This is a genomic window from Moraxella pluranimalium (genome assembly GCF_002014825.1).
Taxonomy (GTDB): Bacteria; Pseudomonadota; Gammaproteobacteria; order Pseudomonadales; family Moraxellaceae; genus Moraxella; species Moraxella pluranimalium.
In genome coordinates, this window is record NZ_MUYU01000006.1 from 84,568 (window position 1) to 110,573 (window position 26,006).

Here is a 26,006-nt window from a genome sequence, read left to right on the forward strand (position 1 = left end):
GGCTGTCTAATTTAAAGGAAACAAGGCAATGCAACAATTGAATCCAGCCGAAATCAGCAATCTGATTAAGCAGCGTATTCAAGACCTTGACGTAGGCGCAACTGCAAAAACTGAAGGCGTTATCGTCAGTGTCTCTGATGGTATTGTGCAGATTCATGGCCTAGAAGAGGCAATGTATGGCGAGATGATCGAGTTTGAAGGCGGTGTCTATGGTATGGCACTTAACCTTGAACAAGATTCAGTCGGTGCAGTTGTACTGGGTGAATATCTAAGCCTGCAAGAAGGTCAAAAAGCTTATTGCACAGGCCGTATTTTGGAAGTTCCAGTTGGACCAGAACTTCTAGGTCGTGTCGTTGACGCTTTGGGTAACCCAATCGATGGTAAAGGCCCAATCAATGCGAAACTCACTGATAAAGTTGAAAAAATCGCACCAGGCGTTATTGCTCGTCAATCAGTCGATGAGCCTGTAATGACTGGCTATAAAGCAGTAGATACCATGATTCCGATCGGTCGTGGTCAGCGTGAGCTAATCATTGGTGACCGCCAAACCGGTAAAACTGCACTAGCAATCGATGCGATCATCGCTCAAAAAGATTCTGGCATCAAGTGTGTGTATGTTGCCGTTGGTCAAAAGCGTTCAACCATCGCAAACGTTGTGCGTAAGCTAGAAGAGACTGGTGCATTGGCATATACGACTGTTGTTGTTGCATCTGCTTCTGAGCCTGCTGCACTACAGTACATCGCGCCTTATTCAGGCTGTACAATGGGCGAATACTTCCGTGATCGTGGTGAAGATGCACTGATTGTATATGACGATCTGTCAAAACAAGCGGTTGCTTATCGTCAAATTTCATTGCTACTACGTCGTCCACCAGGACGTGAAGCATATCCAGGTGACGTATTCTATCTACACTCACGCCTACTAGAGCGTGCGTCACGTGTCAATGCTGACTATGTTGAAGCATTCACCAATGGCGAAGTAAAAGGCAAAACTGGTTCTTTGACCGCATTGCCTATCATTGAAACCCAAGCTGGTGACGTTTCTGCATTCGTACCAACAAACGTAATTTCGATTACTGACGGTCAGATTTTCCTAGAGTCAAACCTATTTAACTCAGGTATCCGTCCTGCGGTAAACGCTGGTATTTCGGTATCTCGTGTTGGTGGTGCTGCGCAAACCAAAATCATCAAAAAGCTATCAGGCGGTATCCGTACTGCACTAGCTCAGTATCGTGAACTAGCAGCGTTTGCTCAGTTTGCTTCTGACCTTGATGATGCAACCAAGCAACAGCTAGAGCATGGTGTTCGTGTAACTGAGCTAATGAAGCAAAAGCAATACGCACCAATGTCTATCGCTGACCAAGCAGCTGTCATTTATGCTTCAAACGAAGGCTATTTGGCTGATGTTGCTGTAGAAAAAATTGGCGCGTTCGAAGAGTCGTTCCTACGTTATCTACGTACCGAACACGCTGCATTGATGACTGAAATCGACGAAACTGCTAACTACAATGATGACATTGAAGGTCGTCTAAAAGCTGCAGTTGAAGCGTTCAAAGCATCACACAGCTTCTAAGCTGTATTCAAGCAATATGGTGTGTTAAGCGTTGTTTTAACGCACCATAAACCCATTCTAAGATAAGTCCAGTATTGGAATAACTATGGCAAGCTTAAAAGAAATTCGTGCAAAAGTAACCAGCATTAAAAGCACGCAGAAGATTACTCGTGCAATGCAAATGGTGGCTGCCAGTAAAATGCGTCGTGCTCAAGAGCGAATGGAAGCAGGTCGTCCTTATGCTGACGGTATGCGTCGCGTTATCTCGCATTTAGTGCAGGCACAATCGGACTACAAGCACCCATATATGGTAAGCCGTCCTGTCAATCGTGTTGGCTTTGTGGTGGTTACTTCTGACCGTGGCTTAGCAGGTGGCTTGAACATTAACTTGTTCAAAAACTTGCTTAAAAAAGTCAAAAGTTATCAAGAGCAATCTGTTGAGATTGAGTTTGCTGTTATTGGTGCAAAAGGCGTTGGATTTTTCAAAAACTTTGGTGGCAAAGTAACTTGTGCCGTAACCGATTACGGTGACAATCCATCACTTGAGCAAATTAACACGCCAGTTCAAGCGATGCTTGATGACTACCTAAATGGTAAGTTGGATCGCATTTATTTGGTGTACAACCAATTTATCAATGCAATGGCTCAAAAACCAGTAGCTGAGCAAATTGTACCTTTGGCAGAAGCAGAATTTGATGATGCTAAGCTACAAGCACATAGCTGGGATTATATCTACGAGCCTGATACCAAGACGCTAATTGATAGCCTGCTATTGCGCTATATTGAATCGATTGTTTATCAATCAGTGCGTGAAAACATTGCATCAGAACAATCAGCGCGTATGGTAGCAATGAAGGCAGCAACAGATAATGCTGGTAACTTAATTAAAGAACTACAGTTGGTTTATAACAAGCTGCGTCAAGCGGCGATTACCCGAGAGATTTCGGAAATCGTTGGCGGTGCTGCCGCTGTTTCTTAATTGACTAAATTATAGAAAAATAGGAGAACGCAATGAGCGGTCGTATTGTACAGATTATTGGCGCGGTTATTGACGTTGCATTTGACCGTGGTCAAGTACCACAAATTTACGATGCACTAAGTGTAGATGGCACAGAAACTACACTAGAAGTGCAACAACAGCTTGGTGATGGCGTTGTTCGTACCATCGCAATGGGCTCAACTGAAGGTCTTAAGCGTGGTCTTTCGGTATCTAACTCTGGTGCACCGATTTCTGTACCAGTAGGTCAAGCGACACTAGGTCGTATTATGGATGTCTTGGGTCGCCCAATTGACGAAGCTGGTCCTGTTAACGCAGCTGAAAAATGGTCTATCCACCGTGAAGCACCAAGCTATGATGAGCAATCAAACTCAACTGAGCTACTAGAAACTGGTATTAAAGTTATTGACCTACTATGCCCATTTGCTAAAGGTGGTAAAGTTGGTCTGTTCGGTGGTGCTGGTGTTGGTAAGACCGTTAACATGATGGAGCTGATTAACAACATCGCCTTGAAACACTCTGGTCTATCAGTATTTGCTGGTGTTGGTGAGCGTACCCGTGAAGGTAACGACTTCTACCACGAAATGCAAGAAGCTGGCGTTGTTAATACCGAAGACTTCACTAAGTCTAAAGTAGCAATGGTTTATGGTCAGATGAACGAGCCACCAGGAAACCGTCTGCGTGTTGCTTTGACTGGTCTGACTATGGCAGAATACTTCCGTGACGAAAAAGACGAAGCGACTGGTAAAGGCCGTGACGTTCTGTTGTTCGTCGACAACATCTATCGTTATACCCTAGCAGGTACCGAAGTATCAGCACTTCTAGGTCGTATGCCATCAGCGGTAGGTTATCAGCCAACATTGGCTGAAGAGATGGGTGCGCTACAAGAGCGTATTACTTCTACTCAATCAGGCTCTATTACTTCTGTACAAGCGGTTTATGTTCCTGCGGACGACTTGACTGACCCATCACCAGCGACGACATTCGCTCACTTGGATGCAACAGTTGTTTTGAGCCGTGACATCGCTTCACAAGGTATCTATCCTGCGGTTGACCCACTAGATTCTACTTCTCGTCAGCTTGACCCACAAGTGATTGGTGAAGAGCACTACAACGTCGCTCGTGGCGTGCAAGAAGTTCTACAACGCTACAAAGAGCTAAAAGACATCATCGCCATCTTGGGTATGGATGAATTGTCTGAAGAAGATAAACTGGTTGTTTATCGTGCTCGTAAGATTCAGCGTTTCTTGTCACAGCCATTCCACGTTGCCGAAGTATTTACTGGCGCACCTGGTAAGTATGTTGCACTTCGCGACACCATCGCTGGCTTTAAAGCGATTATCGAAGGTGAATACGACCATATGCCAGAACAAGCGTTCTACATGGTTGGTGGCATCGAAGAAGCAGTTGCAAAAGCTGAAAAACTTAAAGCTGCATAATTGTGCCAAATCAGATGATTGCCTATGTGCAGTCATCTGATTCAACTTAGAACCGTTCCTAGTTATTATGGGAGATTATCATGGCAACTTTTAAATGCCGAGTTGTAAGTGCTCGCGAAGAGTTGTATTCTGGCGATGTTAGCATGCTAATCGCATCGGGTCATGGTGGTGAAATCGGTATTTTGGCAGGTCATACGCCATTAATCACGCTTTTAAAACCAGGTGCAATGCGTCTAAAATCAGCTGATGGCACATCTGAAGAAGTTATCTATGTTTCAGGTGGTGTGCTAGAAGTTCAACCAAATGTAGTAACTGTCCTAGCTGATAGTGCTGATCGAGCTAAAGATCTTGATGAAGCTAAGATTGCTGAAGCTCGCCGTGCGGCAGAGCAAATGCTTGTCAATCAGTCTGACACGCTACAAACAAACGCTGCATTAGCTGCATTAGCAGAATCTGTGGCTCAGCTACAAACCATTCAAAAGTACAAAAACCGTGCCTAATCGGTTTATGAGTTAAGTAATCCGCTTTAAGGATCAATCATGACTGCAACTCCTGAAAAAGAAGGTATGCCGAGAATCTTAATCGTCGAAGATGATGAAAGATTGGCAATGCTCACCCAAGACTATCTAAGACGCAACGATTTGGATGTTGCTTTGGAAACTGATGGTACACGTGCGATTCGTCGTATTATCAGTGAGCAGCCTGATTTGGTTGTGCTTGATGTCATGCTACCGGGTAGCGATGGTCTGACGGTCTGCCGTGAAGTTCGTCCGCATTATCAGCAGCCGATTTTGATGTTGACTGCTCGCACAGACGATATGGATCAGGTGCTAGGTCTTGAGATGGGTGCGGATGACTACGTCGCCAAACCTGTTCAGCCTCGTGTACTATTGGCTCGTATTCGTGCTTTGCTCCGTCGTTCTGAATCAGCACCAACTGATGATTCACCGCAGCGTCTTGAGTTTGGCGATTTGGTCATTGACAATGGTGGCCGTTCAGTCACGCTTAATGATGAATTGGTTGACTTCACCAGTGCTGAATATGACTTGCTATGGCTATTGGCTTCTAATGCTGGTCGTATTTTGTCTCGTGAAGATATCTTTGAACGTCTTCGTGGTATCGAATATGATGGTCAAGACCGTTCAATTGATGTGCGTATTTCTCGTATTCGTCCAAAAATCGGTGACGATCCAGAGAATCCAAAGCGCATCAAAACTGTTCGCAGTAAAGGATATCTATTTGTCAAAGAAGGCAACTAATGCCTTTGTTTGAACTAAAAGCTGGCATTTTGCTGGCTTTTATTTTTGTAGTTAGGTTGTGCCATGTCTCGTGTTACGCTCAATGAACGAAGTATATTTTTTAGAATATATGCAGGACTTTTATTAGTCTGCGTTTGTGTGGCTTTTTTTGCTTATCTATTGGTGGATACACTCAACCAAGAGCGTGTCCAAAGCTACCGTGAGACTGTTGCAACAGGCGTGTTTTATTTGATTGGTCAAGGCGTAACCAATCAGACTTCCGAATCTGCACGGACATATTGGCTAGATGATGCTAGTCGTTTGTTTGGTAGTGCATTTTCGGTCGTCCCTGCTGATAGTGTTGATCTAAAATCACGTGAGCTGAGACGCCTTGAGCAAGAAAAGACCGTCGTTCGCTATGACCATGCTACCAATGAGTACACGATTTATCATCGTATCGCAGGTGAAAATCAGCTTTTGACCGTTCGTGTGCAGCAAGTTGGTGAGCGACAAGTGCGAGCTTTGGCGATTTTTTTGCTTGATGATTTATCTTATTATCAGACGCTGGATTCCAAGCGTCAACGTCTGGATTTTTTGAGTCAAAAATTTTCGTTCCCAATCAACCTACAATCGATTGCTGATATTAATCTTGATCAAGATCAAATCGAACGCCTTCGCCGTGACGATCCTGTGATCGTCTATGAAGAAGGGGGTAGTGTCCAAAACTCGGTGATTACCGTGATTGCGCCATCGGATGTCGAAGGTCGTGTGATTGTCATCGGGCCTGTATCACTGTTTAAATGGTTTCCATTTAATCTGTTGGCTAGTGTCGTATTGATTTGTATGCTGCTGATTGGGCTTGGGGTTTATGGCTTGATTTTCCCACTTGAGCGGCGCTTGCGACTACTACAAGTTGGTGTTGACCGAGTTTCTGAAGGTAATCTTGATACTAAGGTGCAAGTGGTTGGTAATGATGATATTGCTCGCTTGACGACGACATTCAATGCGATGACGGCACACATCAAGCGGCTGATTGAATCACAGCGTGAACTGACTCGTGCGGTATCGCATGAACTGCGTACGCCGGTGGCTCGTATTCGCTTTGCGGTGGATATGCTTGCTGATACCGATGATGCCGATTCTCGTCAGCTCCAAAAAAACTATATCGATGATGATATCGAATCGTTGGATGAATTGATTGATGAGATTTTGACCTATGCCAAGCTAGAAGAAGGCTCGCCAAAGCTGGATTGGGAAATGGTCAATTTGCGTGAACTGCTTGAGCAGATTGAGCGTGAAACTAAGGCATTGGGTAAGCCAATTAATATCGTCAGCCAACTACCATCGCCCAAGATATTTGCCATGGCGGATCGTCGATATCTGCATCGTGTGGTACAAAATTTGGTGGGTAATGCCTTACGTTATGCCGAAGATACTGTCATGGTGTCGGCAGGGGTGGATAAAGGTATGGCATTTATTTGTGTAGAAGATAATGGTCAAGGCATTGCCGAAGAAGATCGTGAAAAAGTCTTTATCCCGTTTGCCCGTCTTGATGACAGTCGCACCCGTGCATCGGGCGGTTATGGCTTGGGTTTATCGATTGTGAGTCGTATTGCTTTTTGGTTTAATGCGACATTGTCAGTGGATGAAAGTCCAAGCCTGCATGGTGCGCGATTTATGATGGTGTGGCCAATCAAGCAAGTGGGCGTTACCATTTTGGCAGATGAGCTTACCCAAGAACGTGTCGAAAAAACTATTCAGCAATCCAGTGGCCTATAAAAAAACGGCTTGTAAAACCTACAAGCCGTTTTTTTTTTGTGAATTTATTTTTCAAATAATTAATCAATTAAGAAACCATTTCTTAGTCGATTTTAGTCAGGTTGTAAGCTTGATGGCTGAGCTTTTTGGATTAATTGTGTCATCAAAGGAATCTTGGCGCAGACTTGCAGACCGCCCGATGGGTGATTGATTGCCTCAACCTCCCCTTGATGTAGGCGAGCAATACGGCTGACGATAGCAAGTCCAAGTCCACTACCTTGTGTGGTGCGAGCGGATTCACCTCGTTCAAAAGGCTGCATGATACGCTCAAGCTGATCTTCGGCGACGCCATCACCCTCATCTCGGACACAAATAACTAGGGTTGGGTGCGCCTCTTCTTCATTATCATCAGGCGGCAATATCGTCGCTGACAAGTGAATAGGCTGCTCACCATAGCGAATGGCATTATTCACCAAATTGACAATCAGACGCTTGATGGATAAAGGGCGGACAGGCAATGGCTGATTAATGGTGGATTCATAAATAAAGCGGGTATCTGCAAATTGAATCATGATTTCCTTAAAAATCACATCCAAATTGGTCGGCTTGACAGGCTCGTCTGAGCCATCTTTCATAAATGAAATAAACTGCTCCAAAATCGCATCCATGTCTTCGATGTCATAGACCAAACCTTCGCGAAAAAACTCATCCGGTAGCATCTCAGCAGTCAGACGCATCCGAGTCAGTGGGGTGCGTAGGTCATGACTGATGCCTGCTAGCATGATGGTACGCTCTTTTTGGGCTTGGTTGAGCGTGGTGAATAGGCGGTTAAATGCAGTATTGACTTGGCGGATTTCGCTTTGACCTGTTTGCGTTGGCAGTGTTGTTGCATGACCTTGAGTGATATAGTCATTGGCAGCACGCTCAAGTCGCTTGAGTGGGCGGTTTAAGCCACGAATCAGCACCCAAATGGTCAGCATAGTCAAAAAAGGAATGCCAAACACAAAACCAACCAGCACCCCTGTACTGTACTGCGAATAGTGCATCATCGGCTCACGAATCCAGATGTGCGGATTGGCACTGTCTTGAATCCAGAGCTTTGGCGATGGCTTGAACTTAAAATACACTTGAACTTCACGACCCAATGAGCGTCCCACTTCATCTGCGATGATTTGCGTGATGTTGGTGATGATGGCTTTGTCGGTCACGTCAGGAAATTCAGCAGGATTATCAATGATTTCTATGTGCGTATTTTCTTTGAGCCAAGCCACAAGCTCGGGATTGTCACGCCATTCTTGTTTAGCAGAAGTTAACAGCTTGATTTCACTGGCTAGATAGCTGGCATGATTTTTGAGCTCTGGCAGATACAGACTACGCCAAAATAACCAAATTGACAGCGACACACTGACAAAGACAATAAAAAACACGATGGCAACAGTCTGTAGTGTATTCGAATATAGGCGATAGTGCAATTTTGATAAAATATGTCGCAAAGTTTTATTCATAAAAAATCTGCCAATAACCTGTTATCGCCATTGTATCACAGCTTTTGTAGCAAAAATGTAGATTATTTGCCAAAAAAGCAAATTTTTACTTTAAAGATGACAAAATCCTTGCTATAATTAACGCCTTTTAGTGGTTCAGGTTCGTAAACGGCTCATCCTCAACTTCATCGAATCTGTATCATGCTCTAATTCTTGCACAAATTATTTTTTTTGTTTTTAAACTTTTAAAGAGAGTTATCATGGTAGTTATTCGTCTAGCCCGTGGCGGTTCAAAAAAGCGTCCATTTTATCAAGTCGTTGTTGCTGACAAGCGTGCAGCACGTGACGGTCGCTTTATCGAAAAAATCGGTTTCTTCAACCCACTAGCTCGTGGTCAAGAAGTTGAAACTCGTATCGACCTAGAAGCTTACAATGCGTGGATTGCAAAAGGCGCACAGCCAACTGACCGCGTTGCTTCATTGGTTAAAGCATTGAACAAAGCTGCTTAATTCGCAATTTTGTCCCAACGGTTTGCACCATCACAGGCATGAGCTTGTATGCAGGGTGTAAGCCGTTTTGTGCTGTCAAATCCTATTGTTTTTATAAAATAAGCCAAATCGTGACTGTTTCAAAACCGAATTTATCTCGTCAAAGTAGCGCACCAGATGCATCGACATTGGTCAAGATTGCTACGCTAAAAAAACCCTACGGCATCAAAGGCTGGCTTTGGGTGTTTAGCGAAACCGACGAACGCTCAGGTATTTTTGAGATGTCGCCATGGTGGATGAAAACAGCCACAGGATTTAAGCCATTAACCGTCAAAGACTGGCGTACTCAAGGTCAAGGCTTGGTTGCTTGCTTTGAAGAGATTGCTGATCGCAATATCGCTGAAACCATGAATGGCACGACCATTTGGGTGTCCAAAGACAGCTTTCCCGAGCTTGGCGACGATGAGTATTATTGGTCAGATTTGATTGGACTGACTGTGATTAACGAGCAAGGTGAAAATCTTGGCGTAATCAAAGAGATGTTTGAAACAGGTGCGCATGAGATTATTTCTGTCAAGCCAACTGCTGACAGTATTGATACCGAAGAGCGCCTAATCCCGTGGCATCGTGATGTGGTGCTATCGGTGGATTTGTCAGCCAAAACCATGCTCGTGGCATGGGGCGCTGATTACTAAAAGTGTGATTGTCATAGGCTGATTAAGACAGCCGTCAAGACTTACCAGTTAACCAAACTTAGGATAAGCCAACTGCCGTGTTTTTTGCTGTCATCAGTATTTTGCCTGAGATGTTCACTGCGATGACCGATTTTGGGGTCGTGGGGCGGGCCATCAAACGACAGCAGGCAAGCGTTGCGCTGATTAATCCTAGAGATTTTACAACAGATAATTATCGCCGTATTGATGAGCGTCCCTTTGGTGGCGGACCGGGTATGGTAATGATGGCAGAACCGCTTGAAAAGGCGATTTTGCACGCCAAAGACTTGGCACGACAAGCTGGATGCCGAGTTGATGATGGTGCGTGCCCTGTGGTGTATTTATCCCCACAAGGCAAACAGCTTGATGAACCGAGCGTGGTGCAGATGGCGTCATTAGACGGCATGATTTTGTTATGCGGTCGTTATGAAGGGATTGATGAGCGACTGCTTAAGCGCTATGTCGATGCCGAAATATCCATCGGTGATTATGTGCTGACAGGCGGTGAGCTACCTGCGATGGTGGTCATGGATAGTGTGATACGCAGACTGCCACAGGTGATGGGTGATGACTTGTCCGCTCTGCAAGATTCCTTTGTTGATGGCTTGCTGGATTGTCCGCACTATACCAAACCGCTTGATTTTCATGGCGATACCGTGCCTGATGTGCTGTTATCGGGTCATCATGCCAATATTGCCAAATGGCGATTTTTGGAGCAGGTCAAACGCACTCAAGCGCGCCGACCTGATTTGTGGGCAAAATTTAGCCCCGCCAAACAGCAACTCAAGTGGCTCAAAGACTTGAAAGATTGATTTTGCCTGTGTGGTTCAGGCGCTGCGTCAATTGACGCTTTATGTAACGATGGTATGCGGTCTTTTAACCATGATTAATCACAAGATTAATAAAAAAGACTTTTTAGCCTATGCCATGATAATTGGAGAATTTCCATGAGCAACAAACATCCACTAGTACAAGTTGTTGAAAATGCACAACTAAAAGACCATCCATCTTTTGCACCAGGTGACACTGTTGTCGTCCAAGTAAAAGTTCGTGAAGGTGACCGTGAGCGTCTGCAAGCGTTCGAAGGCGTGGTTATCGCTAAGCGTAACCGTGGTCTAAACTCAGCATTCACCGTGCGTAAAATCTCAAGCGGTGTTGGCGTTGAGCGTGCATTCCAACTACACTCACCACTAATCGCAAGCATTGAAGTGAAACGCCGTGGTGATGTACGCCGTGCGAAGCTTTACTACCTGCGTGAGCGTTCAGGTAAGTCTGCTCGTATCAAAGAAAAATTGGGTGCGCGTAAAGACGCAGAGTAATCTTGCTGATTGCCCATTGTTCAAAACCCCTAAGTTTGCACTTAGGGGTTTTTGCTTAGGTTTTTTTGGTGATTGCGTTTGGTAATTACAAAAAAATTCCCAAAGTGCAAACACAATGGGAATGTAGATTACTGATAGGCAATCAGTCTTTTTTATAGACTTTATGGCATGAACCACAGGTGCTTGCCATTTCGCCAAATTGTTTTTCGACATCGGCGGCTGATTGAGCGGTCGTAGCAGCGGTCGCTAGTGCGGCCGCAGCAGCGTTGAATTTCTCAGTTTCGGCTTTAAATGCTGCTGCATCAGTCCAGATGGCATCTTGTGCATCACCGCCTTTGGCAGCATCGCCTTCAAAGTGCTTCCACATATCTGCGGTGCTGTTTGCGATGGTGTCAGCATTTTGTTTGAAAGTTGCCGCATCAAAGCTTGATGGATTTTCTAGCATACCTTTCATGGTTTCGTTAGCACGGCGCCAATCTTTCATTAGATTTTCACGAGCTTCTACAGGGTTTGCGCCTGCTTCGGCGGTGTTTGTCGCAGGTGCAGCAGCGGTTTCTGTTTTGCTGCAAGCGCTGATGGCTAGTGCTGATGCAAGTAGTGCAGTAAGTGCAAGTTTTTTGTTAAGCATGGGGCTTCCTTATTTGGTGAATTGAATACACAATTTGCTCAATATCGGTGGCATAACAATTTATCACCTTTGAGCGATGATAAATTGCTCCCATTGTACCCAAAAAATCAATAAAAAGCTGTATTTTTAACCAAAAAAGCACAAAATAACAATAAATAGTGATTTTATCAAACTAAGCCATCAAATCAAGACATCAAAGTGCCAGCCAGTCTTTTGGCTTAAGATAAAAATCAGTCAGCTCAAATTCAGGCGTGCCTGCCGTCGGCTCATAGCGATATTCCCATGCAGCCAGTGGTGGCATCGAGACCAAAATCGACTCGGTGCGACCATTGGACTGTAAGCCAAACAGCGTGCCACGGTCATACACCAAATTGTACTCAACATAGCGACCACGACGATACAGCTGAAAATTGCGTTCACGCTCGCCATAGGCACGGTGTTTGTTATTTTCAAAAATCGGTACAATGCCATCGATATAGCCTTGACCCACCGCCTGTATGAATTTAAAGCAAGTCTCAAAATCCCAGCCCGTGCTATCGGTATTGACATCATCATAAAACAGTCCGCCCACGCCACGGCACTCGCCACGATGCTTGAGATAAAAATACTCATCGCACCATGCTTTGTATTTGTCATAGACACCATCACCAAAGGGCTGACATAAGTCATGTGCTACCTTGTGCCAATGCTTGACATCACCCAATACAGGATAAAACGGCGTCAAATCAAAGCCACCGCCAAACCACCAAATCGGCGCACCGCCATCGGTTGGGGTGGCGACAAATAAGCGCACATTGGCATGGCTTGTTGGTACATACGGATTTTTTGGGTGGATGACAAGCGAAACGCCAAGCGCCTGCGCCTTTGCACCGGCAAGCTGTGGATGGCGAGTGGTAGCAGATGCTGGCATCTGATTGATGTGAATGTGGCTGAACATCACGCCGGCTTTTTCGATGACTTGACCGCCTGCAAACACGCACGAGCGACCGCCACCGCCTTCGGGACGCTCCCAGATATCGGCAATAAATTTGGTGTCGCTACGACCATCAACACCGCCTGTATGTTCTTGATTTTCAAGTGCTTTGATGATATTGTCTTGTAGGCTTAATAAAAATTCACGCACAGTGGCAATTTGCTTTTCCATTGGTTTTTTCCGTAATATTCTCAAAATATGTTTAAAATATGCTTGATGGTGTTTGGTTAATTACTTTATCAATGCGTATCCAAATCATCGGCATTGATAAAGTGATTCATCTTCACGCCTTTGGTAGCCAGATAGTCTTGATTGTGCTCATTGACACCGACAATCAGCGGACGACGCTCAACGACTTCAAAGCCTTGTTCCACCAAGTCATTGACTTTATTGGGGTTATTGGTCATCAATGCTAGTCGTGTCACGCCTAAATGCGTGAGCATCACTTGGCACATCTCATAGGTGCGTGCATCGGCAGGCAGACCAAGTAGCAGGTTGGCGTCCAGCGTGTCATGACCTTGGTCTTGTAGGGCGTAGGCACGGATTTTATTGGTCAAGCCAATGCCACGACCTTCTTGGCGTAGGTACAAAATCACGCCGCAGCCATGCGCTTGGATGGCTTGCATGGCGGCATTGAGCTGTGGGCCGCAGTCGCATTTGAGCGAACCAAAAGCATCGCCTGTCAAGCACTCTGAATGAATACGCACCAGTGGTAAGGTGGCAGAGTCAGCACTTGGCAGCCCAACGCTTAGGGTGATGTGCTCTTGCCCGTTTTCGTTTTCGAATACATGAATGTCAAATTCGCCATGAATGGTTGGCAATTTGGCTTGGGTGATAAATTGATACAAAATTTGCCCCTTGTTGTGGGATTGGCTGTGATGATTTTGCCCAAAATCAGGCATAATTGTCAAAAATCACACAGCAAAAGTCGATATTTAGTAATTTTTGATGAAAATTCTAGGAATAAATGGGGTTTTTCTAGCAAAAACAAAGGCTATCTTGTAAAATAGTCGCTTAATGGCAAATGAAGTTTGGGCATCGCTCATGATAAAATCATTCGCCATACATCATCAAAAATGCTATTATGCCACACTATTTTCGATGATGAAATAAACTTATTTTGTTGGAAGTTAGCCAGTCATGTCAGATTTTGCACCAGCTCACCAAAAATCGTACGCCGCTCAAGTCTTTGATGAGATTTTGACGGTGCGTCCTAATACGCCGATTTTGGATCGGGTGGCATCGCCTGCCGATTTAAAGCACTTATCCAGTGATGAGCTGATTGGGCTTGCTGATGAATTGCGTGCGTATCTACTGTACTCGACAGGCGTGAGCGGTGGGCATTTTGGTGCCAATCTTGGTGTGGTTGAGCTGACGATTGCGCTACACACTGTGCTAAATACCCCTTATGATAAGCTGGTGTGGGATGTCGGTCATCAAGCCTATGCCCACAAGGTGCTGACAGGTCGCCGTGAGCGCCTACCAAGCATCCGTTCAAAAGATGGCTTGACGGCATTTCCCGAGCGTAACGAAAGCGAATACGATACCTTTGGCGTCGGTCATTCATCGACATCGATTTCAGCAGCGCTTGGCATGAGCCTAGCTGCCCGATTGCTTGGCGAAAATCGCAAAGTCGCAGCCGTGATTGGCGATGGGGCGATGACAGGCGGTATGGCGTTTGAAGCGATGAACGATGCTGTGCAACAAAATGCCGATTTGCTCGTTGTGCTCAATGATAATGACATGTCCATCTCGGCGGCGATTGGCGGATTTTCACGCCATTTGGCACGCCTATGGCAGCGTGGACTTGCGATGGATATTGATAAGCATGGCAATATTTTGATGGTCAAGCGTGATATTTCATCCGATGACCGCCGTATTCGCCATTATCTACACATGGCAAATGAGGCGTTCGAAGATGTCTCAAGCCGTCTGCCAAGCAAGATTGGTGAGAAAATCAGCGGACTGTTTAGCGGTACGCCATCATCGCCACTGCCTGATAAGATTGCTGAGAAAATTGGCGATAAGTTATTTGCAGATAACCTGTTTAAGGCGATTGGCTTTACTTATCTTGGGCCGTTTGATGGGCATGATTTGCCAAAGCTTGTCAGCGTGCTTGAGCGAGCAAGCAAGCTCAAAGGCGCGGTGCTTGTCCATGTGCATACGGTCAAGGGCAAGGGCTTTTTGCCGGCTGAAGCTGATCCGATTGGTTATCACGCCATTGGTAAATTACCAAAAACAACTGATGTCGCTCATGCAAGCAAGCCAAACAAGCCAAGCACACCACCTGCCAAAAAATATTCACAAATCTTTGGCGAATGGCTCATGCACACCGCCAAGGCCGATGATAAGCTTGTCGCCATCACTCCTGCGATGGCAGAAGGCTCGGGCATGGTTGAGTATGCCAAAGCATTCCCCGAGCGGTTTTTTGATGTGGCGATTGCTGAACAGCACGCTGTGACTTTGGCGGCAGGTATGGCAACAAGTGTGCTCAAGCCTGTGGTGGCGATTTATTCGACATTTTTGCAGCGTGGCTATGATCAGCTGATCCATGATGTGGCACTACAAAATCTTGATGTGACCTTTGCCATTGACCGAGCGGGGCTCGTGGGTGAAGATGGGGCGACGCACGCTGGTGTGTTTGATTTGGCGTATTTACGCTGTGTGCCAAATATCATCATCGCAGCGCCAAGTGATGAGCATGAATGCCATCAGTTACTGAATGCGTGTTATCAGTATCAAGGCACGGCGGCGGTACGCTATCCACGGGGCGCAGGCATTGGGCGTGCGGTAGATGTGACAGATACGCCGATTCAGATTGGTCAAGCCAATATCGTGTGGCGCTCGGATAATGCTGAGTCGAAGCAAGCGCAAAAGCTTGCCGTGCTTGCCTTTGGGACACGCCTAGCCGATGCCAAGCGTGCTGCCATGCGTTTGGCTGATAAGGGCGTGGCGGTCATTGTGGTTGATATGCGCTGGGTTAAGCCGTTGGATACTGCGCTGATTGATGCGCTCGTTGCCGAAGGCGTGACGCACTTTGCGACGGTCGAAGAGCACCAAATCGCAGGTGGTGCAGGCAGTGCGGTCAATGAATATATGATTGCACAGGGCTATCAAGTGATGCTCAAAAATCTTGGCATTACTGATCGCTTTATTGAGCACGCCAGCCACGAACAACAACTGGCTGCTTGCGGTCTGGATACAGATGGGATTTATCAGTCTTTGGCAGATTGGCTATAAACAAATTGCCCATCATCATGACGAATGATGATGTATTATTTAACTTTGATTTTTAACTTTAGTCATTTACTTGTAAAGGTGATTTATGGAACCGATGGTTGTCATGGCGGCAAACGCTGCCAAAAAAGTGGGTCATGAAATTTTGCGTGCGCATCAAAATCGCCACCGCCTAGATTTGGCGGTTGAGTCCAAAGGGCTTGATGGTTTGGTGACGCAAATCGATCGTTATGCTGAAGAGCTGACCATCGCCACGCTCAAAGAAAGCTACCCAAATCATTCTTATTTGGGCGAAGAATTTGGGCTACAAGAAGGCAAGGGCAACGATGCCGACTGGTGCTGGGTGATTGATCCGCTTGATGGCACCCAAAACTTCGTGCATGGCGTACCGCATTTTTGTGTCTCAATCGCTGTCCAAAAAAATGGCGTCACCGAGCATGGCGTGGTCTATGATCCTGTGCGTGATGAGCTGTTCTCTGCCAGTCGTGGTCGTGGCGCATTGATGAACCAGCGCCGCCTACAGGTGAGCGAACGCAAAACCATCGAAGGCGGTCTATTCACCACTGGTCATCCATACGAGCGCATGGTGGGCGAAGAGCGTGTGAGCTTTGCTCGTCAGCATTTTGCTAGCTTACAAGCCATCTGCGAAAATGGCGGTCAAGTACGCCGTTTTGGTTCGGCGGCACTGGATTTGTGCTATGTGGCAGCAGGTCGCTTTGATGGCTATTTTGAAATGTCACTCAAGCCTTGGGATGTGGCGGCAGGCGAGCTGATTGTCACCGAAGCGCGTGGCGTCGTCGTCGATCATAAAGGCGCACCAAATGCCATGACTACAGGTTCGGTCTTTGCGTGTAATATGAAGCTACTTAAGCCGCTGATGCAGCTGGTTGTCCCACGCTGGGAAAATGCACTGGTTGGCTGATTTGGCGTATTGAGCCACGCTTATCAAGCACTCGAGCAATCGGGTGCTTTTTTTGCCAAAAATTACTCAAATCAATGCGTTAATAAGACTCATTATTATTAAACAGGCGTTAAACAACTGTTTTTCGTTAAATATGACAAACTGTGTCAAAAATGAAACAAGTGTTTACACTTTATCGGGTTAAAATCGCAATAAGTCGTTGTGTACATTCGTAAACTTAGGTTATACTACATCCATCAAATAAATACAGTGTCGAAAGCATCGCGCCATCGACCATAAGATGAGGAAATCACAATGGCAACAGCGACCAATATTACCGAAATGAATGTGCTATCAAAAGGTAAAGAACAGCCAATCACCAGCGAGATGATTGTTGCCGTACTCAAGAAATTGGCACAAGGCAATCCAAAGCCGCTAGCAATGACTGCCTAAGCAGTATTTAGCTTAGCATAGCTAACAAGTTTCATAAATTGGGTTTATAAAAAAGTCGCTTTTGGCGGCTTTTTTGTTTGTGCGGTATGGCTGATTTGGGTAGATTTGATGTTTGGCAATGCTGTTGATAATTGGGCCTAGCAAAGCCTGTGCTGCGACAGTTGCCAAGCTTATTTGGCTAATTGATTGGCTTGTCTTTGGATAATAAATTTTCGTAAACCTGCAAACCTTCTTCAATCAGCCCAATCAGCTTATCAATATGTGGCAGGGCGCTTGGGCAGGCGGTGATACCAAAATCAATGCGATTTTGATAATTGGTAAAGCTGATGTTGAGCGCCTGACCGTCAAACAGCACGGATGCAGGATAGATGCCTGTGAGCCGTGCGCCATTGAGATACAGCGGCGTGTCGTCCCCGGGAACATTGGAGATAATCAGATTAAAGGCTTGCTTGGTGGGCAGTGCGCCTGTGGCAAGGTTCAGCCCCGCCCAGCCGTAGCTGAGCGCTGTATAATTAATCACACCAGCAAATGACAGCCGATTAAAGCGATTTTTGCCATCTTGGATGCTTTGGTGAATGTCCATCAGTCGAGTGAGAGCGTCATCTTGATGGGTGCTAAGATTGGTTGGCACAAATGAGATTTGATTGCCAAAAGCACTGTCATTTTTGCGCAGTGAAATCGGCACAAAAGCAATCAGTGGCTGGCTTGGTAGCTGATTTTCGCCAAGCAAATACTGACGCAGTGCATGAGCACACACCGCTAGGATGACATCATTGGTGCTGACATCGAAGGCTTTGGCAATCAGGACAAATCGCTCTTTGTCAAACGGGCGAAATCCCAGACGGCGAGCCGTGCCAATGCGCTGATTGAGAATGGATTTTGGTGCATCAAAGCTACTGATAAACGGCGTGTCTTGTGCGTATTTTTTGGCAAAATCTTGCATAATCTCACGGCATACAGGGCGGATGCTATCGAGCTGTTCACGGGCGACTTGCTTGATGGTTTTGGGTGCTTGCACAAGATTTTTTTGGCGTTTTAGATTGTGCGCCCACACAGGCAGGATGTTCTTATCCTGTGGATTTTGGGAAAGTGAACGCTGAAATAGACGCATGGCAGCGACACCATCGGTCAGTGCGTGATGCACCTTTAAAAATAGGGCAAATCGCTTGGGTGCACCCAGCGTCTCGGGCAGTAGATTGTCAATCAAATGTAGCGACCATAGCGGGCGAGTACGCTCAAGTCGTCGCTCATGAATGTGCGAAATCAGCGTCATCAGCTCATCATCGCTGCCCGTCTCAAGCTTGTGATAATGGCAATGATGATACAGCTGAAAATCATCTGAAGTACGCCAAAACAATCGGCGATACAGCATCTGATTAAACGGGAAATTCGGCAGTGCGTCGGTGTTGATTTCGCTAATCAGCTTGGCGACAAAGCCGTCATCGCCATCGGCTGGGATTTCAAATGTACAAAGACCTGCCACGTGCATGGGCTGCTTGGCATTTTCCAAAATCAAAAAAAGCAAATCAACAATGCTTAAGGCACGCACAATCTTGTCTCACCTGTGGCTAAATTGAGCCATGATAACAAAATTTCGCCACTTTGATAAGCGTATTGGCGCAAGTTTTTGTTATTTGGTAAAAAAATACCCCGTCTGCGGACTGCTTGCCTGTGCCATATAGCGAGCAGGCATACGACCTGCCAGATAAGCTTCACGACCTGCGATGACGGCGTGTTTCATGGCAGATGCCATCAGTACAGGATTTTTGGCATGGGCAATGGCGGTGTTCATCAGCACGCCATCACAGCCAAGCTCCATCGCAATGGCGGCATCTGATGCCGTACCGACACCAGCATCGACCAGTACAGGCACTTGGGTTTGTTCGATGATCAGGCTCAGCGTGTGGCGGTTGAGTAGCCCAAGCCCTGAGCCAATCAGACTGCCCAATGGCATGATGGCGACACAGCCCATGCTCTCAAGCTCCTTGGCGACGATGGGGTCATCTGAAGTATAGACCATCACTTCAAAGCCATCATCAATCAGCACTTGGGCGGCCTTGACAGTTTCGATGACATTCGGGTAGAGATTTTTGTCATCGCCAAGTACTTCTAGCTTGACCAGATTGTGCCCGTCAAGCAGTTCACGAGCCAGCATACAGGTACGCACCGCACTATCAGCATCAAAACAGCCTGCGGTATTTGGCAAAATGGTATAACGCTCAGGCGAGATGACATCAAGTAGATTTGGCTCATCTTTGTTTTGACCGATATTGGTGCGACGAATGGCGACGGTGACGATTTCGGCACCGCTGGCATCGATGGCGGCAGCGGTTTCGGTCAAATCTTTATATTTGCCTGTGCCGACCAGCAGGCGAGAGCCAAAGGTGCGAGAGCCGATGGTGAGTAAGTCTGCGCTCATGGATAATCCTTGTGTGTAAATCAGCTGATATGCTCAAATTATGCTCAAATATTGTACAGTATAACGGCTGTCGATGCGATGGTAAAGGGTTTTTAGCAAAATGCTGGGTGTCAGAATAAAGGGAAAGGGTAGTGATAGGCAAGCGGATAATCAAAAAGCCCACCGAATATCGATGAGCTTTGATAAATGGGGCGACTGATGGGACTCGAACCCACGACAACCGAGATCACAACCCGGGGCTCTACCAACTGAGCTACAGCCGCCATAATTTTAAGTAGCAGGCAAATGGCGCGCCTGGCAGGATTCGAACCTGCGACCACCTGCTTAGAAGGCAGATGCTCTATCCAACTGAGCTACAGGCGCTCTAGTGGCTTAGGATGTTGGTGTCTTTACCAACAAAAAAAGCCTGTTCGGCTTTAAAACTGGTCGGAGTGGAGGGATTCGAACCCCCGACCCTCTGGTCCCAAACCAGATGCGCTACCAAGCTGCGCTACACTCCGAATTTTTCTTTAACTTCGAGCATTTTGTTCAGTAGCTCGTCGTTGTGGTGCGTATGATACAGTGAAGTGCCTATGGTGTCAACAATAAATTTCTAAAATTTTGCATAAAGTTTATAACTTATTGATTTTTATATAGTTAATTTGATGATTGCTCAATGCTTGAGATATTGCCATCATGCTTGTCACAGATATATGGATGTGTCATGACACGCATGATGGCAATATAGCTAAGAGTTCACTCTTTATAAAGATTGCAAGATTTTTGGCTTTGTGTTACCAATTTAGTCTTGTGGTTCTGCGACAATGGTCATGCCACACGCTGCCGCACCACGAGTACCGCCTGTCAGATGGATGATGGTGCGTGTCGGGTCAAGCTCGTTTAATAGCTCCACTGCTTTGACCGCCTTAGTGCCGCCACCGCACAGCACATAGATGTCGCCATCGGTAGCGTCGAGCAGGGCTTGATTGAGCGTATCAAGTGGCTGAGACTTAGCGTGTTCGATATGACCTTCACGGTATTTGTCCGCATCACGCACATCCCAAATGACCTTATCAGCAGTTGGGGTGAATTGGCTAATCTCTAATGTCTGAATCATAAAAAACTCCTTGCTTGTCAAAGTGGTTAGAATCAAAAAATCAAGGCTTTAGTGTAGCATATATGATATGATGGTAAAAATGGATTTTATAACACTGCGTGATTGCGATGCCAAGCTTACCAAAATTCCTACAAAAATCCTATCATCAGACAGCTGACACCAAGCCCAAATCAACTCGCCATCGACTGACAAGTATGGCGACGCATTGTGCATTTGGGCTGTGGACGGCGTCGGGCGGTCTTGTATTGTGGGTGCATAAGCCCTTTGGCGTGGCGACCTATCCTGCGATAGCGCTGATGGCATCTGCGTATGGGCTGAGTCTGCACCCTAGATATCGTCATGCAAGAGTGGCACTGGCGGTGGGGCTGGGTGTGATTAGTGTGTGGCTACTGTTATCAACACCGAGTAATGATAGAGCGTGGCAGGATGATGTCGCACGCCAGCTAAGCTATGACAAAGCAGGTGATGTGATTACCATTCATAATGTGCGTAATTTTGAGTGGGTGAGCGAATTTAATTATCAGCCACGCTGGGAGACTCGTCAGTATGATTTATCTAAGCTTGCGACGCTCGATTTGATTATCTCGATTTGGGATAATGATAATATTGCGCATACGCTATTGTCGTTTGGCTTTGATGATGGGCAATATCTGACTTTTTCGGTGGAAATTCGCAAAGAAATCGGCGAATCTTTCTCATCAGTGGGTGGCTTTGTGCGACAGTACGAGATGACCGTCATCGCCGCTGACGAAAAAGACATCATTTATACTCGCAGTAATGCCCGTGATGAGCGAGTGTATCTGTATCCGCTTCGCTATCCCAAGCAAAAAATCCGTCAGCTGTTTGTGGCACTGCTTGAGCAGGCGGATGCGCTTAGACTTGAGCCTGAATGGTACAATACGCTGACTGCCAACTGCACCACAGCGTTATTTGAACTCGTACGACAGATTGACCCTGTACCGATGGATTATCGAGTGCTATTGTCAGGGCGATTGCCCGAATATCTGTATGAGCTTGGTGCGATTGATAATCGTTTGCCCTTTGATGAATGGCGGCAGCTTGCCTTGATTAATACCAAAGTATCAAGTACGCCTGAACAGATGGCGACAACGGCAACTTTGTCATCGGCTGAATTTTCACGACTGATTCGAGCGAATTTGCCAAATCGTCAGACATTGAGCCGTCAAGCATTGACAAAACAAACAGCGGACAAGGCGGATAATTGACATAAAACGCTCAAAAATCATCAATATTAAATCTTGTAAAATCAATGAGTTATAAACTATTTTTTTATTTATGACAAATTTGTCAAAAAAATGCTTGCCAAAATTTCAAAACTCTATATAATACGCACCATCAAGACGACGCAGTGATGCGAATAACTTGATAATCAAAACTTGGGGTCGTGGCGGAATTGGTAGACGCACTGGATTTAGGTTCCAGCGCCGCGAGGTGTGAGAGTTCGAGTCTCTCCGACCCCACCAAATTCCAAAAAAGAGACTGGCGAAAGCTGGTCTTTTTTTATTGCCAAAAATTTTGCTCATATAGCCAATCATACCGATAAGACTGATAAGATAAGCGATTTGATTGATCACTTGATATGGGTAAAAAGTCCTTAAATTACAGGGCGTTGAGCAATTTAAGCATTGGGTGCTGACGATGGGTGATATATCGGTGATGCATCGTGGTGCAATTGTGCATAAATGGCGTTGATTTAAGCTTAGGACTTGGTGGAATTTGACACTGGTACGCCTACAGAACACAGCGCCGAACCAATCACTAATGCAATGCCAAGCCACGACAGCCAAGGTAGACTATCGCCAAATGCAATCATCGCCATCACAAGTCCAATCACAGGCTCTAATGCTAATAAAAATCCTGCGATGACAGCATTGGATTTTGCCAATCCTTTATTCCAAAACACCATTGCCAAATAGCTACACGCCACGCCCAGATAGAGTACTGATGAGATTGCTGTTGCGGTGGTGGGTAGTTGCCATTGCTTGGCAAAAATCACGGTCAAAGGCAGACAGCTAATCGCCCCAAACACAATGCTGACCGTCGTATAAGCCTGCGATGACATCTGTGCGATAATAGATTTGCTGACAAACATACAAAGGATAAAGCTAAGACAACCAAGCATCACCAGCAGACACCCTAATAGGCTGATTTGTCCACTGCCTTTGGCGGCAAAAATCATCATAAAAATCCCCACAAATGCCACAATACTTAGCACAAAATCCATCATGCGTGCCCGCAGTCCAAAACAAAAATGCCCCACAAGCACGGATAACAAAGGATTGAGCCCCAAAATAGCAATCGCACTCGATGCCGAAGTCATCGATAAACCCACAAACTGCAACACAAAGCAAACAGGCAATGTCAAAAATGACAATAGCCATACCATCGGCTGTTTGCCCGTTGGGATACGGCGATACGCAGGCAAAAATATAGGCAGGACAATCAGCGCACCAATCACAAGCCGAATCTGCACCAGTATCACAGGGTCAAGCTCATTGGTAGTACTTTTGCCAACAATGAATGAGCTTGCCCAGATGATGATACAAAGTAGCAGATAAATCATGATAAATGGCTGATGGTGCGGTCAGTTGGTCAGTTGGTCTTTTTCGCCTTGCGGTAGTCTTCAGGATAGATGGGGTTGGGGGCTGACCACAGACCGATGCCTTGACTCTTGGCTTGGGTCTCAAGCAGTAGATAATCGCTGTCGGTCATATAGGCACGATACGCCCATGCATAGCCTGTGGCGACCATCAGTTTATTGACATTTTTGCCATCGACGAACACTTCGGCGACGGTGCGTCCGTAGCGGTCCTTATCATGCACGGCTAATGCGACTTGCTTATCAAAAATCAGCTCAGAGAGTTGTTTTTTGGCAGCTTGTCCAAAGTCTTGTCCTTTTTCGGGGGCGTCGATTTGGGCAAAGCGGATTTTGAGCTGTTGATTTTGTTTATCTAGGCAAGTGGCGGTATCGCCATCAGAGATACCGACGATACGGCAGGTGATGGCATTGGTGTCGTCCGATGGGTTTGATTGTATATCAGCACTGTCAGCAGATGGCTTGGTGCTTGATGTGCTACCGCTAAGCTTGGCAAGTTGGTCGCTAAGCGTTTGCACCGAGCGTTGTAGCTTGATGATGGGTTCGGTGATGGGTGTGCTGATGTCTTTGATGGCATCATGAATGCTGTTGGATAAGCTGTCATCTTGATTGGCTGTCTTGGCGGTGCTTTGATTGCTCTCTTTGCCATCTGTATCAGCACCGAGCAAGATGCCGTCGCTCATACCATCACTGATGCTGTCGGCGGCTTGTTTGGCACGCTGTGTGGCAATTGCTTGCGCTTGGCTTGCGATTTGGGCGCTGGTGTCTAGCGTGGCGGTGGGGTTGTGGTCACGATTACCGACAATCACCGAGACAATCAAGCCAAGCACAGTCAGCACAAGGCTAGTCGCCACATGGGTTAAAACTCGCCATCTGAGACGGCTAATCACAGGCGGCGCAAGCAAGATACCGGCAATCAGCCATAGCACACCTGCAATGGGCTGAACCATCATCATGGCAAATGCACACAGCACCATCACAAGCACCATCGCCCACAGTAGCAGGCGTTGCCACTGGGGCAATGCGGTCAAGTGATGGATGGACGTGCTTTTTTTGGGTGTCTTGGCTTTGGTGCGACGCTTGGTGGGCTTTGCCATAAATTTGTCCAAATCCCTTTAGGCTTGCTCAAAGCGACGAAACACCCAGTTATCATCATCGCTGACACCTGAGTCAAAATAATAGCCATCGGTATCAAAGCCCTTGAGTGCTTCGGGGTCGGTGATGCCGTGCTTGGCGGCGTAGTTCACCATCATGCCACGGGCTTTTTTGGCATAAAAGCTGATGACTTTGAATTTGCCATTTTTTTCATCTTCAAAGCGTGGCGTGATGATACGAGCGTTGATATTGCTAGGATTGACAGCGCCATAGTATTCGCTAGATGCCAGATTGACAAGCACATCCGAGCCACTCTCGGCGATACGCTCATTAATCAGATGGGTGATGGTATCGCCCCAATATTGATACAGATTGTCCGCTTGTGGTGTCTTAAATTTTGTCCCCATCTCAAGGCGATACGGTAGCATCAAATCCAGTGGCTTAAGTAGTCCATACAAACCTGACAAAATCCCCAAATGCGTGTTCAGATAGCTGATTTCTTGTGCGTCAAGCGCATAAGCATCAAGCCCTGTATAGACATCGCCATCAAACAAATACACCGCAGGCTTGGCATCATCGCCAAATGGATACGCCCAGCGCTGATTGCGTGCGACATTGAGCTCTGCAATCTTGGCAGACACGCCCATCAGCTCTTGGATGTCGAGCACATCGCAGTGCTTGAGCGTCTGCATGAGCGTTGTCGCATCATCAATCAGTGCAGGCGTGGTGTAGCTGTCCGCCAACGGTAGTGGCACGGGGGTTTTTTCGTCTAGGTTTTTTGCAGGTGAAATTAAAAAATACATTGTAAATTTTCCAATCAATCAACAGAAATTATCCATCATTATAACAAATTTAGCCAGCAAATGCTGACTGCGTGGGCTGTGATTATTGATTGAGTTTTTGGGTGAAGTTTTATACAATTTTGGGCAAGGCGGTTTATCAAAACCAATTTATCAACAGTGAATAACCAAATATCACAAGGAAGTAGCAGGCAAGTCGTATGAGTATCATCCATCAATTTATCACGATTAATGAGTATCAGCGTATCGGCGAGATTATCTTGGATAATCCAAATTCGCTCAACGCCCAGACTTATGACATGGTCAAAACCACATCCAAGCTACTCAGCACTTGGGCGGATGATGCGTCGGTGGTGGCGGTGCTGATGCGTGGTGCAGGGCAAAAGGCGTTTTGTGCAGGCGGTGATATTCGTGGGCTGTATCATGCTTATAATAGTGAGATTTTCCCCAATCCCGAGCCGCTTAAGTTCTTTCAGGTGGAATATGGGCTATGTAAGCAGATTAATAGCTATGCCAAGCCCATCATCGTCTGGGCAAGCGGTATCGTGATGGGCGGTGGTATGGGGCTTGCCACGCCGTGCAGTCATCGCATCGTCAGTGAGACGACGATGATGGCTGTGAATTTCCGAAATAAATGTCACTCTTTCGAAATAAATGTCACCTTTTATGATTTTTTCAAAATCTTCCGAAATAAATGTCACCTTTTTCACCCAGTCTTTAATCTAACTCTACGGTAAACCCTATTTATTCTAAGCTGCTGAACAACTCATCTTCTTTAAGCAATTTAATGGGAGGTCAA

At 46.2% G+C, this 26,006-nt stretch carries 25 protein-coding genes and 4 tRNA genes; 16 read left to right on the forward strand and 13 right to left on the reverse strand.

Annotated elements, in window-relative coordinates:
* Positions 1-28: 28 nt before the first annotated feature.
* The 6 genes from atpA to B0680_RS01670 all read left to right on the forward strand — a co-directional run bounded on the left by atpA (position 29) and on the right by B0680_RS01670 (position 7,005).
* Positions 29-1,573, forward strand: coding sequence for a F0F1 ATP synthase subunit alpha (gene atpA / locus B0680_RS01645; protein WP_078253317.1), 1,545 nt, complete (start codon positions 29-31; stop codon positions 1,571-1,573).
* Between the two features lie 85 nt (positions 1,574-1,658).
* On the forward strand, positions 1,659-2,531 hold the full coding sequence (gene atpG, locus B0680_RS01650; RefSeq protein WP_078253318.1) for a F0F1 ATP synthase subunit gamma: 873 nt from the start codon (positions 1,659-1,661) through the stop codon (positions 2,529-2,531).
* 32 nt (positions 2,532-2,563) lie between these two features.
* Positions 2,564-3,988 (forward strand): F0F1 ATP synthase subunit beta, encoded by a 1,425-nt coding sequence (gene atpD / locus B0680_RS01655; protein WP_078253319.1) that lies wholly within the window; start codon positions 2,564-2,566, stop codon positions 3,986-3,988.
* Positions 3,989-4,068: 80 nt separating this feature from the next.
* Positions 4,069-4,488, forward strand: coding sequence for a F0F1 ATP synthase subunit epsilon (locus tag B0680_RS01660; protein ID WP_078253320.1), 420 nt, complete (start codon positions 4,069-4,071; stop codon positions 4,486-4,488).
* Positions 4,489-4,554: 66 nt separating this feature from the next.
* The gene (locus B0680_RS01665; RefSeq protein WP_407661990.1) at positions 4,555-5,247 is read left to right on the forward strand and encodes a response regulator; all 693 of its coding nucleotides are present in this window, start codon (positions 4,555-4,557) and stop codon (positions 5,245-5,247) included.
* Positions 5,248-5,310: 63 nt separating this feature from the next.
* On the forward strand, positions 5,311-7,005 hold the full coding sequence (locus B0680_RS01670) for an ATP-binding protein (RefSeq protein ID WP_078253322.1): 1,695 nt from the start codon (positions 5,311-5,313) through the stop codon (positions 7,003-7,005).
* Between the two features lie 92 nt (positions 7,006-7,097).
* Here B0680_RS01670 and B0680_RS01675 read toward each other — a convergent pair whose 3' ends face one another.
* On the reverse strand, positions 7,098-8,489 hold the full coding sequence (locus B0680_RS01675; RefSeq protein WP_078253323.1) for an ATP-binding protein: 1,392 nt from the start codon (positions 8,487-8,489) through the stop codon (positions 7,098-7,100).
* 239 nt (positions 8,490-8,728) lie between these two features.
* On the opposite strand from B0680_RS01675, the gene rpsP reads away from it, so the two are divergent.
* The 4 genes from rpsP (at position 8,729) to rplS (ending at position 10,988) form a co-directional block, all read left to right on the forward strand.
* The gene (gene rpsP / locus B0680_RS01680; protein ID WP_078253324.1) at positions 8,729-8,977 is read left to right on the forward strand and encodes a 30S ribosomal protein S16; all 249 of its coding nucleotides are present in this window, start codon (positions 8,729-8,731) and stop codon (positions 8,975-8,977) included.
* Between the two features lie 110 nt (positions 8,978-9,087).
* A complete protein-coding gene (gene rimM, locus B0680_RS01685; protein ID WP_228143731.1) occupies positions 9,088-9,651 on the forward strand; it encodes a ribosome maturation factor RimM in 564 nt (187 codons plus the stop codon).
* 77 nt (positions 9,652-9,728) lie between these two features.
* Positions 9,729-10,481 (forward strand): tRNA (guanosine(37)-N1)-methyltransferase TrmD, encoded by a 753-nt coding sequence (gene trmD / locus B0680_RS01690; protein WP_078253326.1) that lies wholly within the window; start codon positions 9,729-9,731, stop codon positions 10,479-10,481.
* A 135-nt stretch (positions 10,482-10,616) separates the two neighbouring features.
* Positions 10,617-10,988, forward strand: a complete 372-nt coding sequence (gene rplS / locus B0680_RS01695) for a 50S ribosomal protein L19 (protein WP_078253327.1) — start codon at positions 10,617-10,619, stop codon at positions 10,986-10,988.
* Between the two features lie 142 nt (positions 10,989-11,130).
* Here rplS and B0680_RS01700 read toward each other — a convergent pair whose 3' ends face one another.
* From B0680_RS01700 to ribA, 3 genes are all read right to left on the reverse strand, one after another.
* Positions 11,131-11,616, reverse strand: coding sequence for a c-type cytochrome (locus B0680_RS01700; RefSeq protein ID WP_078253328.1), 486 nt, complete (start codon positions 11,614-11,616; stop codon positions 11,131-11,133).
* Between the two features lie 193 nt (positions 11,617-11,809).
* Positions 11,810-12,760 carry an oxygen-dependent coproporphyrinogen oxidase gene (gene hemF, locus B0680_RS01705; RefSeq protein WP_078253329.1) on the reverse strand — a complete coding sequence of 317 codons (951 nt, stop codon included), beginning with the start codon at positions 12,758-12,760 and terminating at the stop codon, positions 11,810-11,812.
* A 68-nt stretch (positions 12,761-12,828) separates the two neighbouring features.
* Complete coding sequence (gene ribA, locus B0680_RS01710; RefSeq protein WP_078253543.1) at positions 12,829-13,437, reverse strand: GTP cyclohydrolase II; 609 nt, start codon at positions 13,435-13,437, stop codon at positions 12,829-12,831.
* A 292-nt stretch (positions 13,438-13,729) separates the two neighbouring features.
* Between ribA and dxs the strand changes: the two genes are divergently transcribed.
* The 3 genes from dxs to B0680_RS10860 all read left to right on the forward strand — a co-directional run bounded on the left by dxs (position 13,730) and on the right by B0680_RS10860 (position 17,180).
* The gene (dxs, locus tag B0680_RS01715) at positions 13,730-15,829 is read left to right on the forward strand and encodes a 1-deoxy-D-xylulose-5-phosphate synthase (protein ID WP_078253330.1); all 2,100 of its coding nucleotides are present in this window, start codon (positions 13,730-13,732) and stop codon (positions 15,827-15,829) included.
* 85 nt (positions 15,830-15,914) lie between these two features.
* Positions 15,915-16,748: an inositol monophosphatase family protein gene (locus tag B0680_RS01720; protein WP_078253331.1), complete on the forward strand. Its 834-nt coding sequence runs from the start codon at positions 15,915-15,917 to the stop codon at positions 16,746-16,748.
* A gap of 294 nt (positions 16,749-17,042) precedes the next feature.
* Positions 17,043-17,180, forward strand: a complete 138-nt coding sequence (locus B0680_RS10860; RefSeq protein WP_169835324.1) for a hypothetical protein — start codon at positions 17,043-17,045, stop codon at positions 17,178-17,180.
* Between the two features lie 178 nt (positions 17,181-17,358).
* Here the strand turns inward: B0680_RS10860 and B0680_RS01725 are convergent, their stop codons facing one another.
* From B0680_RS01725 to B0680_RS01750, 6 genes are all read right to left on the reverse strand, one after another.
* The gene (locus tag B0680_RS01725) at positions 17,359-18,729 is read right to left on the reverse strand and encodes a wax ester/triacylglycerol synthase family O-acyltransferase (RefSeq protein ID WP_078253332.1); all 1,371 of its coding nucleotides are present in this window, start codon (positions 18,727-18,729) and stop codon (positions 17,359-17,361) included.
* 81 nt (positions 18,730-18,810) lie between these two features.
* A complete protein-coding gene (locus tag B0680_RS01730; protein ID WP_078253333.1) occupies positions 18,811-19,599 on the reverse strand; it encodes a thiazole synthase in 789 nt (262 codons plus the stop codon).
* A gap of 187 nt (positions 19,600-19,786) precedes the next feature.
* Positions 19,787-19,862: transfer RNA gene (locus B0680_RS01735), tRNA-His, on the reverse strand.
* Positions 19,863-19,885: 23 nt separating this feature from the next.
* A tRNA-Arg gene (locus B0680_RS01740) sits at positions 19,886-19,962 on the reverse strand.
* Between the two features lie 60 nt (positions 19,963-20,022).
* Positions 20,023-20,099: transfer RNA gene (locus tag B0680_RS01745), tRNA-Pro, on the reverse strand.
* A 281-nt stretch (positions 20,100-20,380) separates the two neighbouring features.
* Entirely contained in the window at positions 20,381-20,695 is a 315-nt protein-coding gene (locus B0680_RS01750; protein ID WP_078253334.1) for a rhodanese-like domain-containing protein, read from the reverse strand.
* Between the two features lie 107 nt (positions 20,696-20,802).
* Here B0680_RS01750 and B0680_RS01755 point away from each other — a divergent pair, with 107 nt between their 5' ends.
* The gene (locus tag B0680_RS01755) at positions 20,803-21,921 is read left to right on the forward strand and encodes an Lnb N-terminal periplasmic domain-containing protein (RefSeq protein WP_078253335.1); all 1,119 of its coding nucleotides are present in this window, start codon (positions 20,803-20,805) and stop codon (positions 21,919-21,921) included.
* A 173-nt stretch (positions 21,922-22,094) separates the two neighbouring features.
* Positions 22,095-22,179: transfer RNA gene (locus tag B0680_RS01760), tRNA-Leu, on the forward strand.
* A 236-nt stretch (positions 22,180-22,415) separates the two neighbouring features.
* Here the strand turns inward: B0680_RS01760 and B0680_RS01765 are convergent.
* Genes B0680_RS01765 through yaaA form a run of 3 tightly spaced genes read right to left on the reverse strand, consistent with a single transcriptional unit; the run spans position 22,416 to position 25,210 of the window.
* Positions 22,416-23,279, reverse strand: a complete 864-nt coding sequence (locus B0680_RS01765) for a DMT family transporter (protein ID WP_078253336.1) — start codon at positions 23,277-23,279, stop codon at positions 22,416-22,418.
* 29 nt (positions 23,280-23,308) lie between these two features.
* On the reverse strand, positions 23,309-24,409 hold the full coding sequence (locus B0680_RS10900; protein WP_211271244.1) for a thermonuclease family protein: 1,101 nt from the start codon (positions 24,407-24,409) through the stop codon (positions 23,309-23,311).
* 18 nt (positions 24,410-24,427) lie between these two features.
* Positions 24,428-25,210: a peroxide stress protein YaaA gene (yaaA, locus tag B0680_RS01775; RefSeq protein WP_078253337.1), complete on the reverse strand. Its 783-nt coding sequence runs from the start codon at positions 25,208-25,210 to the stop codon at positions 24,428-24,430.
* Between the two features lie 197 nt (positions 25,211-25,407).
* On the opposite strand from yaaA, the gene B0680_RS01780 reads away from it, so the two are divergent.
* Positions 25,408-25,944, forward strand: coding sequence for an enoyl-CoA hydratase/isomerase family protein (locus B0680_RS01780; RefSeq protein WP_078253338.1), 537 nt, complete (start codon positions 25,408-25,410; stop codon positions 25,942-25,944).
* The last annotated feature ends 62 nt before the right edge of the window (positions 25,945-26,006 follow it).

Excerpts from the sequence above, each read along its gene's own strand:
- atpA (WP_078253317.1), top strand. The coding sequence starts at position 29 with ATGCAACAATTGAATCCAGCCGAAATCAGCAATCTGATTAAGCAGCGT.
- atpG (WP_078253318.1), top strand. The coding sequence starts at position 1,659 with ATGGCAAGCTTAAAAGAAATTCGTGCAAAAGTAACCAGCATTAAAAGC.
- atpD (WP_078253319.1), top strand. The coding sequence starts at position 2,564 with ATGAGCGGTCGTATTGTACAGATTATTGGCGCGGTTATTGACGTTGCA.
- B0680_RS01660 (WP_078253320.1), top strand. The coding sequence starts at position 4,069 with ATGGCAACTTTTAAATGCCGAGTTGTAAGTGCTCGCGAAGAGTTGTAT.
- B0680_RS01665 (WP_407661990.1), top strand. The coding sequence starts at position 4,555 with ATGCCGAGAATCTTAATCGTCGAAGATGATGAAAGATTGGCAATGCTC.
- B0680_RS01670 (WP_078253322.1), top strand. The coding sequence starts at position 5,311 with ATGTCTCGTGTTACGCTCAATGAACGAAGTATATTTTTTAGAATATAT.
- B0680_RS01675 (WP_078253323.1), bottom strand. The coding sequence starts at position 8,489 with ATGAATAAAACTTTGCGACATATTTTATCAAAATTGCACTATCGCCTA.
- rpsP (WP_078253324.1), top strand. The coding sequence starts at position 8,729 with ATGGTAGTTATTCGTCTAGCCCGTGGCGGTTCAAAAAAGCGTCCATTT.
- rplS (WP_078253327.1), top strand. The coding sequence starts at position 10,617 with ATGAGCAACAAACATCCACTAGTACAAGTTGTTGAAAATGCACAACTA.
- B0680_RS01700 (WP_078253328.1), bottom strand. The coding sequence starts at position 11,616 with ATGCTTAACAAAAAACTTGCACTTACTGCACTACTTGCATCAGCACTA.
- hemF (WP_078253329.1), bottom strand. The coding sequence starts at position 12,760 with ATGGAAAAGCAAATTGCCACTGTGCGTGAATTTTTATTAAGCCTACAA.
- dxs (WP_078253330.1), top strand. The coding sequence starts at position 13,730 with ATGTCAGATTTTGCACCAGCTCACCAAAAATCGTACGCCGCTCAAGTC.
- B0680_RS01720 (WP_078253331.1), top strand. The coding sequence starts at position 15,915 with ATGGAACCGATGGTTGTCATGGCGGCAAACGCTGCCAAAAAAGTGGGT.
- B0680_RS10860 (WP_169835324.1), top strand. The coding sequence starts at position 17,043 with ATGGCAACAGCGACCAATATTACCGAAATGAATGTGCTATCAAAAGGT.
- B0680_RS01730 (WP_078253333.1), bottom strand. The coding sequence starts at position 19,599 with ATGAGCGCAGACTTACTCACCATCGGCTCTCGCACCTTTGGCTCTCGC.
- B0680_RS01750 (WP_078253334.1), bottom strand. The coding sequence starts at position 20,695 with ATGATTCAGACATTAGAGATTAGCCAATTCACCCCAACTGCTGATAAG.
- B0680_RS01755 (WP_078253335.1), top strand. The coding sequence starts at position 20,803 with ATGCCAAGCTTACCAAAATTCCTACAAAAATCCTATCATCAGACAGCT.
- B0680_RS01765 (WP_078253336.1), bottom strand. The coding sequence starts at position 23,279 with ATGATTTATCTGCTACTTTGTATCATCATCTGGGCAAGCTCATTCATT.
- B0680_RS10900 (WP_211271244.1), bottom strand. The coding sequence starts at position 24,409 with ATGGCAAAGCCCACCAAGCGTCGCACCAAAGCCAAGACACCCAAAAAA.
- yaaA (WP_078253337.1), bottom strand. The coding sequence starts at position 25,210 with ATGTATTTTTTAATTTCACCTGCAAAAAACCTAGACGAAAAAACCCCC.
- B0680_RS01780 (WP_078253338.1), top strand. The coding sequence starts at position 25,408 with ATGAGTATCATCCATCAATTTATCACGATTAATGAGTATCAGCGTATC.